Source organism: Bradyrhizobium sp. SZCCHNR1043, from assembly GCF_032489675.1.
Taxonomy (GTDB): Bacteria; Pseudomonadota; Alphaproteobacteria; order Rhizobiales; family Xanthobacteraceae; genus Bradyrhizobium.
This window is the reverse complement of sequence record NZ_JAUEYN010000016.1, coordinates 156,707-169,051: the sequence shown is the minus strand read 5'-3', so window position 1 is coordinate 169,051 and position 12,345 is coordinate 156,707. Positions and strand designations below refer to the sequence as shown.

Annotated in this window: 12 protein-coding genes and 1 pseudogene; 5 read left to right on the top strand and 8 right to left on the bottom strand. The window is 65.3% G+C overall.

Features of this window, described 5'->3' with window-relative positions:
• Position 1: 1 nt before the first annotated feature.
• The 3 genes from folB to QX039_RS27035 form a co-directional block, all read right to left on the bottom strand.
• On the bottom strand, positions 2 to 370 hold the full coding sequence (gene folB, locus QX039_RS27045) for a dihydroneopterin aldolase (protein WP_009028138.1): 369 nt from the start codon (positions 368 to 370) through the stop codon (positions 2 to 4).
• Entirely contained in the window at positions 367 to 1,224 is an 858-nt protein-coding gene (gene folP / locus QX039_RS27040) for a dihydropteroate synthase (RefSeq protein ID WP_315770457.1), read from the bottom strand. The genes folB and folP overlap by 4 nt, the downstream gene beginning before the upstream one ends.
• 76 nt (positions 1,225 to 1,300) lie before the next feature.
• Positions 1,301 to 1,708: a DUF4332 domain-containing protein gene (locus tag QX039_RS27035; protein WP_315739877.1), complete on the bottom strand. Its 408-nt coding sequence runs from the start codon at positions 1,706 to 1,708 to the stop codon at positions 1,301 to 1,303.
• 609 nt (positions 1,709 to 2,317) lie between these two features.
• Here QX039_RS27035 and QX039_RS27030 point away from each other — a divergent pair.
• Positions 2,318 to 3,928 (top strand): helicase HerA-like domain-containing protein, encoded by a 1,611-nt coding sequence (locus tag QX039_RS27030; protein WP_315739875.1) that lies wholly within the window; start codon positions 2,318 to 2,320, stop codon positions 3,926 to 3,928.
• A gap of 115 nt (positions 3,929 to 4,043) precedes the next feature.
• Positions 4,044 to 5,447: a M20/M25/M40 family metallo-hydrolase gene (locus QX039_RS27025; RefSeq protein ID WP_315770456.1), complete on the top strand. Its 1,404-nt coding sequence runs from the start codon at positions 4,044 to 4,046 to the stop codon at positions 5,445 to 5,447.
• A gap of 144 nt (positions 5,448 to 5,591) precedes the next feature.
• Here QX039_RS27025 and QX039_RS27020 read toward each other — a convergent pair whose 3' ends face one another.
• A complete protein-coding gene (locus QX039_RS27020) occupies positions 5,592 to 6,809 on the bottom strand; it encodes a GGDEF domain-containing protein (protein WP_315739873.1) in 1,218 nt (405 codons plus the stop codon).
• 145 nt (positions 6,810 to 6,954) lie between these two features.
• A complete protein-coding gene (locus QX039_RS27015) occupies positions 6,955 to 8,049 on the bottom strand; it encodes a trypsin-like peptidase domain-containing protein (protein ID WP_315739872.1) in 1,095 nt (364 codons plus the stop codon).
• A gap of 221 nt (positions 8,050 to 8,270) precedes the next feature.
• Here QX039_RS27015 and QX039_RS27010 point away from each other — a divergent pair.
• Positions 8,271 to 8,477, top strand: a pseudogene (locus QX039_RS27010) (co-chaperone GroES); the annotation flags it as partial.
• 137 nt (positions 8,478 to 8,614) lie between these two features.
• On the opposite strand, the gene QX039_RS27005 reads toward QX039_RS27010, so the two are convergent.
• On the bottom strand, positions 8,615 to 9,205 hold the full coding sequence (locus QX039_RS27005; protein ID WP_315770454.1) for a hypothetical protein: 591 nt from the start codon (positions 9,203 to 9,205) through the stop codon (positions 8,615 to 8,617).
• A gap of 23 nt (positions 9,206 to 9,228) precedes the next feature.
• Between QX039_RS27005 and QX039_RS27000 the strand changes: the two genes are divergently transcribed.
• Both QX039_RS27000 and QX039_RS26995 read left to right on the top strand, forming a co-directional pair.
• Positions 9,229 to 9,678 (top strand): Hsp20 family protein, encoded by a 450-nt coding sequence (locus QX039_RS27000; protein WP_315739871.1) that lies wholly within the window; start codon positions 9,229 to 9,231, stop codon positions 9,676 to 9,678.
• A 90-nt stretch (positions 9,679 to 9,768) separates the two neighbouring features.
• A complete protein-coding gene (locus QX039_RS26995) occupies positions 9,769 to 10,308 on the top strand; it encodes a hypothetical protein (RefSeq protein WP_315739870.1) in 540 nt (179 codons plus the stop codon).
• Between the two features lie 148 nt (positions 10,309 to 10,456).
• On the opposite strand, the gene QX039_RS26990 is transcribed toward QX039_RS26995, so the two are convergent.
• Positions 10,457 to 11,449, bottom strand: a complete 993-nt coding sequence (locus QX039_RS26990; protein ID WP_315739869.1) for an NAD(P)-dependent oxidoreductase — start codon at positions 11,447 to 11,449, stop codon at positions 10,457 to 10,459.
• Positions 11,450 to 11,481: 32 nt separating this feature from the next.
• Positions 11,482 to 12,261, bottom strand: a complete 780-nt coding sequence (locus QX039_RS26985; protein ID WP_315739868.1) for a class II aldolase/adducin family protein — start codon at positions 12,259 to 12,261, stop codon at positions 11,482 to 11,484.
• Positions 12,262 to 12,345: the final 84 nt, after the last annotated feature.

Genomic DNA, 12,345 nt, shown 5'->3' with positions numbered 1-12,345 from the left:
GTCATGGATGCCGCGAGCGCGTCAACACGACGCCGACATCCTCGAAGATGGCGGCGATCGGCGCATGCGGCTTATGCACCGTGACCTTCACGGCGCGAATGCGGGCGAAGGTCGACAGGATCGCATCGGCCACCGCGCCGGCCGCGCGCTCGAGCAGGCGGTAGTTGACATCCTTGAACGCCGCCGTCGCGGTCTCCACCACGTCGGAATAGGACACGGTGTCGGCGAGGCGGTCGCTGCGCGAGGAGTCCGACAGATCGGTGTAGAGCTCGAGGTCGATGACGAAGCGCTGGCCGACCTCGCTCTCATGCTCCATCACGCCATGACGCGCGTGGATGAGAACGCCCTTGATGAAGATCGTATCGGTCATCCCAGTGCCTCGATTGCCGCGGCCACGCGCACGGCCTGAACCGTCTCGGCGACGTCATGCGCCCGGATGATTGCAGCACCGCGCCGAGCCGCAATCAGATGCGCCGCGATCGAGCCGCCGAGCCGCTCCTGCGGCTCCGACGCGACCACGGTGCTGATGAAACGTTTTCGCGACGCGCCGACCAGCAGCGGCAGCCCGAAGCGCGCGAATGCGTCGAGCCGCGCCAGTGCGGTCATGCTCTGCTGCGCCGTCTTGCCGAAGCCGATGCCGGGATCGAGCACGATGTTACCAATGGGGATGCCGGCCTTGGCGGCGATGTTGAGCGAGCGCGCGAAGAAGCCCAGCATGTCTTCGATGATGTCGATCTCCGGATCGACGGCAGCGCGGTTGTGCATCACCACGACCGGCGCGCCATGCGCCGCGACGACCGCGGCCATCGCGGGATCGCGCTGCAGACCCCACACATCGTTGGCGATCGCAGCACCATGGTTCAGCGCGTAGTCTACAACTTGAGATTTCATGCTGTCGATCGACACGGGGACGCCGAGTGCGACGATCGCGGGCAGGATCGGCTGCAGGCGCGCCAGCTCATCTTCGGCCGTGACCGGCACCGCGCCCTTGTAAGGCCGGGTGGACTCGGCACCGATGTCGATGATGTCGGCGCCGGCCGCGATCATGCGCTCGGCCTGCGCGATTGCCCGCTCCGGTGCATCGAAACGGCCGCCATCCGAGAACGAATCCGGCGTGACGTTCAGGATGCCCATCACCGCCGGGAATGGACGCGCCAGCCACGGCCGCAGCAGCGGGTGGCTCGACGTGAGGTCCGAGGCGGAGTGCGGCGAAATGGCGCTCATGGGCGCCGCTTTGCGCGGTTGCCACCGTCAAGTCAAGGTGTCGCGCGCGCACAAGCGCGGTCAATCTAGAGGCTGGTCAATAGCTGATCTTCGGCTCCAGCCGGCGCGCCTTTTCGATGAGCTGGCCGACCGACTTCTCCGACGGCAGGATGCGAACCAGCTTCCGCCGGGTGTTCACTTCCTTGATGTTCTGCGCCAGGCGGGCGGGGTTGCGGTGCGCCAGCTCGCGCACGGTGGGCACGCCGGCCGCGCGGACGAGGCAGACCTTGGCCTTGCCCATGCCGGGAATGCGCATGTAGTCGGCGGAATTTGCCCAATCGAGCAGTTGCTGCTCGCTGATGCCGGTCGTGGCGGCAAGCGCCTTGCGCCCTTTCACGGTCCGGGCGGCTTCGAGAAATGCGTCGGTGGTGCGGATGCCCAAAGCTTTCAGCTTGGCAGCATAGAAGGCCGTCATGCCTTCGAGTTCGGTGATCGGATATGTCATGATGCTCGGCGCGCGCGAAGGTGCTTCAGGTGATCTGGCCCAGGCGGTTGGGCTTTGGGCAACCGGCTCAGGCCGGGTGTGCCTGTCGCGATCGTGCCAACTGATCCGCTTCGGTTTGGTCGCGGCCGAATTTGAAAAGTTCACCGGCGGATCGCTGCTGCTCCCGTCGTTGCCGTCCATTGTCGCTGAGGAGGTCGGGCTCGGTGCCGATGATTTCAGCCACGACTCTACCGATGCCGGCCGTTCTGGCCAGCGGCTCAATCAACTCGTTCATGTGAACCCCGTATCATCCGGTCCCCCAAGACCGAACGTCCTCTCGCTGAATTCATCTTGATCGGACGATCCGTGAATTACAAGCGAGGAGCCGGCCCGGTGCGCGAATCGATTCGTGATCGACGATGAACTGTTGCAGCGATGCAAGACCAGATGTTGAATCCACGGCTCAAACCTGCGTATCCCGCAGCACCAATGTTAAGAAGAGTGCGTGTCGTGCGAAGAGGTAAGGCAGCCTGACCCTAGTTCCCATTCGCGAAACTCAACTATGTTACTGCACGAGATGCTCCGCTCCACGTGCGATGCGAAACAATCACTCTCGAAAGATGGATCATCATGGCACCATCCGGAAAATCCCTGGCTGATACCGACGACAAGATCTTCGTGGGAGCCGGTGAGCAGCCGGCCTGGTTGACGCTTGCGCTCGCCAATCGCCACGGCCTGGTCACCGGCGCAACCGGCACCGGCAAGACCGTCTCGCTGCAGGTGATGGCCGAAGGTTTTGCTCGTGCAGGTGTTCCGGTCTTCGCCTCCGACATCAAGGGTGACCTTTCGGGCATCTCGCAAACCGGCGAAGCGAAGGACTTCATCATCAAGCGCGCGACCGAACTCGGGCTCACCTATCAGCCCGATCAGTTCTCGACGGTATTTTGGGATGTGTTCGGCGAGCAGGGCCATCCGGTGCGCGCCACCGTCACCGAGATGGGGCCGCTGCTGCTCGCGCGGATGCTCGACCTCAACGATGTCCAGGAGGGCGTGCTCAACGTCGCGTTCCGCGTGGCCGACGAGAACGGCCTCGCCCTGATCGACATGAAGGATCTGCGCGCGCTGCTCGACGCCATCATTCCGGAGGCCGGCAAGAAAGGCGCTGATGCCGACGCCGATCCGCTGGCGCCGATCCGGAAGGCTGCGCAATCGTTCGGCAACGTCACGCGCGCCACCGTCGGCACGATCCAGCGGCAGTTGCTCGTGCTCGAGAACCAGGGCGGCACGAAGTTCTTCGGCGAGCCGGCGCTGATGCTCACCGACTTCATGAAGACCGACCGCGACGGCCGCGGCATGATCAACATCCTCGTCGCCGACAGGCTGCTGGAGAGCCCGCGACTCTACGCGACGTTCCTGCTGTGGATGCTGTCCGAGCTGTTCGAGGAGCTGCCGGAGGTCGGCGATCTCGCCAAGCCCAAGCTGGTCTTCTTCTTCGACGAGGCGCACCTCTTGTTCAACGATGCGCCGAAGGCGCTGATGGACAAGATCGAGCAGGTGGTGCGGCTGATCCGGTCGAAGGGTGTCGGCGTCTATTTCGTCACGCAGAATCCGCTCGATGTTCCGGACCGGGTGCTCGGGCAATTGGGCAATCGCGTGCAGCACGCGCTGCGCGCCTTCACGCCGCGCGATCAGAAGGCGGTGGCCGCCGCCGCCGACACCTTCCGCCCCAATCCCAAGCTGGACACCGCCAAGGTGATCACCGAGCTCGGCAAGGGCGAGGCGCTGGTTTCGTTCCTGGAGGGCAACGGCACGCCGGCGATGGTGGAGCGCGTCCTGATCCGGCCGCCGTCGGCGCGGATCGGGTCGGTGACCCCGGAGGAGCGCAAGGCGGTCATCGCTGCGAGCCCGGTCAAGGGCAAATACGATACTGCGATCGACGCCGAGTCCGCCTATGAGCTGCTGCAGAAGCGGATCAGCGGAACCGCCGTGACGACGGAAGCCTCGTCCGGCAGCGTGCTCGGCAAGATCGGCGACATCGCCGCGACGATCTTCGGCACCAACGTCAAGCGCGGCCAGCTCTCGACGACACAGGTGATTGCGCGCAACGTCGCCCGCTCGGTCTCCGACAAGGTGGTGGGCGGGATTGCGGCCGATCTCGGCAAGCAGGTCGGCGGCTCCTTGGGCAGTTCGATCGGCCGCTCTTTGGTGCGCGGCGCGCTTGGGGGATTGCTGCGGCGATGATCCAGGCAGCGCTCGCCTTCGGCGCGATGCTCTCGCCGCGGGAGGCTGGCCCGGACCGCGCAACGGAGCTACAAGCGGGCCGATCGTCGTCAATTGCTTAAGGGGTCTCGTGGCCATGGCCAATGCGCAGCTTCAATCCGTTCTCGATCACATCGATGCTGATTTCGACAACAGCCTTGACCGGCTGTTTCAGCTGATCCGCATCAAGTCGATCTCGGCCGATCCGGCCTTCGCTGAGGATTGCAAGGTGGCGGCCAACCACCTCGCCAAGGATCTTGCGACGCTCGGCTTTGCGACCGAGGTGCGGCCGACCGCCGGTCATCCCGCCGTGGTCGGCAAGAGCAACAGCCATGGCGCCGCCAGGCCGCATGTCCTGTTCTATGGTCATTACGACGTGCAGCCGGTCGATCCGCTCGAATTGTGGCACCGGCCGCCGTTCGAGCCTGTCGTCGCCGATCACGCCGACGGCCGCAAGATCATCGTCGCGCGCGGCGCCGAGGACGACAAGGGCCAACTGATGACCTTCGTCGAGGCCTGCCGCGCCTGGAAGAAGGTGACGGGTGCGCTACCGCTCGACGTCACCGTGGTGATCGAAGGCGAGGAGGAGGTCGGCTCGAAGAACTTCGTGCCGTTCCTCGAAGCCAACAAGGACGAGTTCAAGGCCGACTTCGCGCTGGTCTGCGACACCGGCATGTGGGACCCGAACACGCCGGCGATCACGACCTCGTTGCGCGGTCTGCTCTATGAAGAGGTGAAGATCAAGGCCGCCAACCGCGACCTGCATTCGGGCGTGTTCGGCGGCGGCGCGCGCAATCCGATCCGGGTGCTGACCGAGATTCTCGGCGGCCTGTTCGACGCCGACGGCCGCATCACCATTCCCGGCTTCTATGACGGCGTGAAGGACGTTCCGCCTGAGGTTCTGGAGCAGTGGAAGAAGCTGAACCTCACTCCCGAAAGCTTCCTCAAGCCGATCGGATTGTCGATCCCCGCAGGCGAGAAGGATCGTCTGCTGATCGAGCAGATCTCGTCGCGGCCGACCTGTGACATCAACGGCATCTGGGGCGGCTATATCGGTGAGGGCTCCAAGACCGTGATCCCGTCGCTGGCCCATGCGAAGGTCTCGTTCCGGCTCGTCGAGGGCCAGGACCCGCTGAAGATCCGCAAGGCGTTCCGCGACTACGTGTCGGCACGCATCCCCGGCGACTGCTCGGTCGAGTTCGGCGATCATTCGGCAGGTGCCGCGATCGCGCTCGACTGGACCATGAAGCCGCTGGCGGCTGCCAAGCAGGCGCTGACCGAGGAGTGGGGCAAGGAGACCATCCTGATGGGCTCGGGCGCCTCGATCCCGATCGTGACCGACTTCAAGAAGACGCTCGGTCTCGATTCACTGCTGGTCGGCTTCGGTCTCGACGACGACAACATCCATTCGCCGAATGAGAAGTACGACCTCAAGAGCTACCACAAGGGCATCCGCTCCTGGGCCCGCATCCTCGCTGCGCTCGCGGAGATGCCGCGCTAGATCCGCTGGCCCTCGCATGAGTCCGTAGCCCGGATGAGCGAAGCGACATCCGGGGGCAACGCGGCAGCGCGTGAGATCCCGGATGTCGCTTCGCTCATCCGGGCTACGACTGCGACGGCGCAGATTGTTTGCACGAGGCTGAACTCACGCTGCGCTGGCGACTGACTTCGCAGCGAGATCGCCGCCGGCGATTTTGCGCAGCGCTGCGAGGTTGGCTTCGGCCGAGGCCAATCGCCAGCAGGATTTCCCGCTCGATTTCGCTTCATACAACGCGGCGTCCGCCGCGAACAGCAGGGCTTCCGGATCGGTGCCGTGCTCGGGCGCGACGGCGATGCCGATACTGATGCCGATCTGGACATGCGCACCACCCGGCATGACCATCGGGGCGGCCATCACCTCGATGATCCGCTCGCCGAGCGCCAGTGCGTGATCGATCGCCGGATCGCCGGCGAGCACCACGAATTCGTCGCCGCCGATCCGGGCGATGACGTCGTCCGGAGAGGCGGTCCGCCGTAGCGTGTTGGCGACGATCTTCAGCAGCTCGTCGCCTGCGGCGTGACCGAAGGTGTCGTTGACCGGCTTGAAGCCATCGAGATCGAGATACAGGACGGCGAAGCTCCGGTCGCCGCCGGCCTGGTCCGTGAGCCTGCTCTGCAGCGCGTCGATCAGGCCGGCGCGGTTGGACAGGCCCGTGAGCGGATCGCGCCGCGCCCGCTCGTCGCTCTCGCGTTTGGACTGCATGACCGCCACCAGCATCTTGTTGAGCCGGAACGCCGCGCCGGTCATCGCGAGGAAGTAGACCGGCATCTGCAGATACATCGCGAACAACAGCGGCTCATGCGACGTCGCGACGCCCGGGATCACCGGGCCGATGCTGAACAGGATCATGGTGCCGACGAGGCGCGGCGCGCTGAAATTGCGAAAGCAGATGCCGCCCACCATGGCAGCCGACGAGATGCAGGTGAGTGACGCGGCGACCCAGTCGCCCGACGCCAGGCTGATGCCGACGCCGAAGCCGACGCTGGCGCTCCAGGCCACCGACAGCAGGATGTGGATGTCGGTCGGCGTCGTTAGCCGCTCGCGCGCGCGGCGGTAGGCAATGATCATCACGATCAGCCGCGACAGGCAGATTACGACTTCCATCACGAACCATGTGATGAAGAGGGCGGTCGGCGTGCGCAGCGCAAGCGCCGCTGCGACCGCCACGGTGTTGATGGCGCCGCCGGCGAAAACCGACCAGCAGCCGTACAGCTCACCCGTCAATGCGAGTCGGATATCTGATGACACCGGATATCCCGGGTCGGCCAGCCAGCGCGTCACGCGCCAGCGTGGCAAACTGAACGCCAAACCATCACCCCGCATTTCAATACCTCCGCGGGGTTGCAATAAGCGCGATGGCACTTAACAGGCGTTTAGAGAGGTATCGGCGTCTCGCTGCATGCTTGATGCACGGTAAAAATTTGCTCCACGTGGTATACGCAGCTAACAGCGAACAGAAGTTGAATTCTCAGCCCGAGGTTCTCGCGCGCGCACGTTCTTCGGTGACTGGCGCGACCTCCACCGTCGCGTTGCCGAGCGCGCGGTCGCGCTCGAATACGAGACGGACGCGCTGCCCGACCGGTGTGAGGCCGATCAGGTTGCGAACCTGCGTGGCGCTGCGCACCGGCATGTCGTTCGCCTTCACGATGATGTCACCCTTGCGCAGTCCCGCGCGTTCGGCCGGCGAGCCCACGGTGACGTCGGCGACGCGCGCGCCCTGAATCCGGCCATCGGCCGGCGCATCCAGGTCGAGCAGGGTCACGCCGATACGCCCGCGGTCGACGCGCCCGTTGGCGACCAGTTGCTCCATCACCCGCCGCGCCATGTTGATCGGCACGGCGAAACCGATGCCGACATTGCCGCCGCCGGGCGAGATGATCGCGGTGTTGATGCCGACCAGCTCGCCGCGCAGATTGATCAGCGCGCCGCCGGAATTGCCGGGATTGATCGCCGCGTCGGTCTGGATGAAATCCTCGTAGCCCTGCTTGCCGAGGCCGGTCCGCCCGAGCGCGCTCACGAGACCCGAGGTGACGGTCTGGCCAAGACCGAACGGGTTGCCGACGGCGATCACGAAGTCGCCGACCTCGAGCGCATCACTGTCGCCAAGCGCGATGGTCTTGAGGTCGAGGGGGTCCCTGATCTGCAGCAGCGCGATATCGGTGGCGGGATCGCGCCCGACCAGGCGGGCGGCGAATTTGCGGCCATCCTTGGTGCGGATCTGCGCTGTCGTGACGTGCTCGACGACGTGATTGGCGGTCATGACGTAGCCGCGCTGCGCATCGACGATGACGCCCGAGCCGGTGGCGCTGATCTGCTTCTCGACCTGCTTGGGGACGTCGAAAAACTCGCGGAAGAGCGGGTCCTGGTAGAGTGGGTTGTCCTGGCGGACCTTGCCTTCGACCGAGATGTTGACGACGGCCGGCGTCACCTCCTTCACCAGCGGCGCGAGCGTCGGCACCCGGCCGAGCTTGAGATCGGGAATTTGGGCCAGGGTGGGCCCGGTCATCAGGCAAAACAGGATGGCAGGCGCCAGGACGGCCCGAAGAGAAGGCGGAAGCTGCATCGTGATCCCCAACAAGCGCGATCAGGTTCTTTTGGCGACGACAGAGCTGGGAAAGCAGCCGGCCCGGTTCAAGAGCCGCACTGGCAATCGTTCCCCGAGAGTGCCAAAAAATTTGCGTGACCCTCTTGAACGAAAAGTTCGGCTTTCCTAGGTCGTTGCTCGCCCGGGGGCCGGATGGACCCGAGGCTTATGACATCGCTGATCTGTAAAGGAGGATGTGCATGCATTTCCGTCCATTGCACGACCGCGTGCTCGTGCGCCGCATCGATGCCGAGGAGAAGACCAAGGGCGGCATCATCATTCCCGACACCGCCAAGGAGAAGCCGCAGGAGGGCGAGATCGTTGCCGCGGGTCCTGGTGCGCGGAATGAGCAGGGGCAGCAGGTCGCCCTCGACGTCAAGCCCGGCGACCGGGTGCTGTTCGGCAAGCCGCGTCATCGATGGACTTCTGATCGCACGAATCCGGGCGGACTGGTCGCAGCCCGGCCCCGGCTGCGCGAAAGAAATATCTACAAACAACTCATCGCTGCCGCGGCCGGTCGTGGATCGGCCACAACGCGCAGCTATCAATCAGGTTGACGATCGCAGTTCGTCCAGAACCGGCCACAATTGCGTTCATGAGCCGGCTGTGAACGGACCGACGGTCGACGGGAGGTGTGGTTGAGCGCTGTCGCGCCGCCCGGTCTCATCAGCAGCGCGAGCTCGCAGGCCCGATCATGCCAGCCTGGCAATACGATCATCCGCCGCCCAACCCGACCTCCGTCATGAGCATGGGCGATCCCCGTCGCTTGACGCGGTTTTTGATCGAGAGCGAGCAACGCGTGGTGGCGCACTGCCAGGCCGTGTTGTCGCGTGGCGACATCGATCAGCGCGAGCGCGACCGGCTGGTTAGCGTGCTCCGAGAGGCGACGATGCGGCTGCAGCGGCTGTCTGCCGTGGCCGCCTGACGGGTGTTGCGCTGCGATAGAGGCTGCGACAAAAAATTCGATTTTTCCTCTTGAAACGGATGTCGGCTGTTCTAAGTCGTCTGCTGCCGCTTCGGCGGCGCCGGGTGCCGTAAGGGCCCGGTCGATATCTGGGCGCTGACCGGTCGTCTGATACTCAGAAGTTTCTGGGACTTTGAAGTTTGCATCGGCTCGGCGCTCCTTCGTATCCATCTTGCTCTTAGGAGGACTTGGCTATGAGGACCTACGACTTCTCTCCGCTGTGGCGTTCGACCATCGGCTTCGACCGTCTGTTCGACCTGCTCGACGAGACCCAGCGCGCGGTCGAGGACAACTATCCCCCGTACAACATCGAGCGGCTCGGCGACGACCGCTACCAGATTTCGCTGGCGCTGGCAGGCTTCGCCCCGGACGAGCTGTCCATCACCGCCGAGCACAACGTGCTCACGGTGGAAGGGCGCAAGGCCGACAAGGAGACCCGCGAATATCTCTATCAGGGCATCTCGTCGCGGCCGTTCAAGCGGCAGTTCAATCTCGCCGACTACGTGCAGGTGACGAACGCGGCGTTCGACAACGGCCTGCTGCGGATCGAGCTGGTACGCGAGATCCCCGAGGCGATGAAGCCCCGCCGCATTGCCATCGGCACGGCACCGGTCGAGCAGATCGCGCAGCAGAAGGCGGCTTGACGCCTTGTTCGAGCTGCGGCGCGGGCGGAATGTCGCCCGCGCCCTTGCATCAACTGTCTCTTGTGAAAGGAGTGGAAGAGGAGAGACGCCATGAGCGAGCACCGTTTTTCGATCACCGCCGGCAGTGCCGGATTCCATCCGGTCTCACACTACGAGTCGCCGGCAGACCTGTTGAATGACCGCAAGCTGTCACTGGCCGAGAAGCGGCTGATCCTGTCGTCCTGGGCGTCGGACATGTATGCCGTCGAGTCGCAGCCTGGCCTGCGCAAGATTCCCGGCATCTCCAGGCCGCTGCATCTGGCCGACGTGCTCGGTGCGCTGCGTCAGCTCGACCGCGAAGATCAGCCACCGCGCCCGCGCGGCGGGGCCGCCATGCGCATCGTTCCGCGCGTCGACGTCGAAGCGGATGGCTCGGCAACGGACGTTGCGTCCGGATCAGACGTCCGGATGCGGCCGGCCGCCCGCGTGCGGTTCTCCCGCGAAGCCAATGTGCGGCGCTATCGCAAGCTGTTGGCCACCCGGCTTGCCGACCATGAGCGCCGCTTTGTCGAGCGTCGGCTGGCCGAGGAGCTGCAGCAGTTGCATCCCCTGCCGGAGCGGCGCGGCTTCGCCCGCGCCGGACGCTGCTGATCCCGATCGACCGGCGCGGATGAGAACAGCCCGCGCATAACGAAAACGCCGCCCGGAATTGGGCGGCGTTTCATTCCAGACAGCGTAGAGGGCGATGGCGGAAATGTAGCACCCTCGGTCGGCGCTGTCCATGACAGCCGACGGCACCTCATTTCGGAACCGCGTGCTCCTCAATCTCACGCGTCGTCCCGTCGCCGTCATGGTAGCCCTTGCTGCCGATCACCTGCGCCAGCGGACTGGCGATGTTGCCGCCGCTTGCGATCCGGGCCAGTACGGCGCGGAAATCATGACGCGGCCGCCAGCCGAGCTCATGGCGGGCCTTGTCGTTGACATAGACGCGGTCGAGGCCCTCGAACATGGTCCAGCCGTGCCGGGCATAGATCGCGGCGTGCTCCGGGATGATGCGGCGGAGCACGTCCGGTGCGCGGCTGCGCAACTCGGCGGCATCGGCGGGCGTGAACGGCGTCGTCGCGCTGATGATGTACTCTGCAAATCCCGCGGGCATGCGCGCCAGCCCACAAAGATGCGCCTCGACCACGTCCTCGATGTCGACCCGGCGCGCCAGGAACTCGTTCAGCTTGATATTGGCGTCGGCGCGCCGCGCACGCGTTGCCGGATCGTCGTCCTGCTCGGGGAAGAAGCGCGAGACGCGCAGGACGGTGACGGGCAGGCCGTCATTGCGCGCGAACAGCTGACAGAGGTCCTCGGCGGCGGCCTTGGTGACGCCGTAGATGTTCTTCGGCACCGACGTGACCTGCTCGGTGATCCAGGCGGCCGGCTGCCCCGGCGGCGGCACCAGCGCGTCGCCGAAGACGCTCGTCGTGCTGGTGTAGACGAAGCCTTCGACCTTCGCAGCTGCCGCCTCTTCGAGCAGGTTCAGCGTGCCCGTGACATTGACATCGATGAAGTCCTGCCGGCTGTGGGTTGCCACATGCGGCTTGTGCAGGGTCGCGGCATGCAGCACCGCCGTCATGCCCGCCATGGCGGCGCGGACGAAGCCGCGGTCGGTGATCGAGCCCACGCGCTGCGTGAAAGCGCCGGGACGGCAATCGACGCCGAGCGCGGCGCGGCCCTGCGCCCGCAAGGTCCGCATCAGCGCTTCGCCAAGATGGCCGGAGCTGCCCGTCACCAGGATCGTCATGCGGCCCGTCCTGCGACCGTCAGGCCCGGTCGTCAGGTCCGGTAGCCGGGGTTGACCCGGTCGAGCTTGCGCAGCAGTGGCGGCCAGACCAGCTGAGTGGAGCGCAGCTCGACGCGATCCTCATTGTCGAACAGCTTCGCGTTCTTGTCGATGACCTCGTCGCGCACCGGATAGGCCGAGGGTCCCAGCGTGCGCGTCCGCACCTGGATCGAGCAGGCGCGCTCAAGGTGATACATCCGCTCGAAGGCGGAGGCCACCGAGCGACCGACCGTCAGCGTGCCGTGATTGCGCAGCAGCATGTGGTTCCTGGTGCCGAGGTCGCGCTGCAGCCGCGGCCGCTCGTCATGGTCCAGCGCCACGCCCTCGTAGTCGTGGTAGGCGAGGTCGTGGGTGACGTATTGCGCGATCTGGTTCAGCGGCAGCAGGCCGTCGGCGCAGCTCGACACCGCGACGCCGTCCAGCGTGTGCAGATGGATGACGCAGCCGGCATCCTCGCGCACCTCGTGGATCGCCGAATGGATGGTGAAGCCGGCGGGATTGATGCTGTACTCGCTCTCGGACAGCTGGTTGCCGTAGAGGTCGACCTTGATCAGGCTGGAGGCGGTGATCTCCTCGAACAGCAGGCCGTAGGGGTTGATCAGGAAGTGATGCTCGGGGCCGGGCACGCGGGCCGAGATGTGAGTGTCCACCAGGTCGTCCCAGCCGAACAGCGCCACCAGGCGGTAGGCGGCGGCGAGATTGACCCGCTGCGACCATTCGGCCTCGGTCATGTTCGACGGCACTTCCTTGAGGCGCGCTTCGGCTGGCGACATGGCATTCTCCGATTTCCAGGGTTGACCGGAGCCTAAGCGGCACGCCGCCGTGCGGCAAGGCGCAGGGCAGGGCAGCAGTCATGT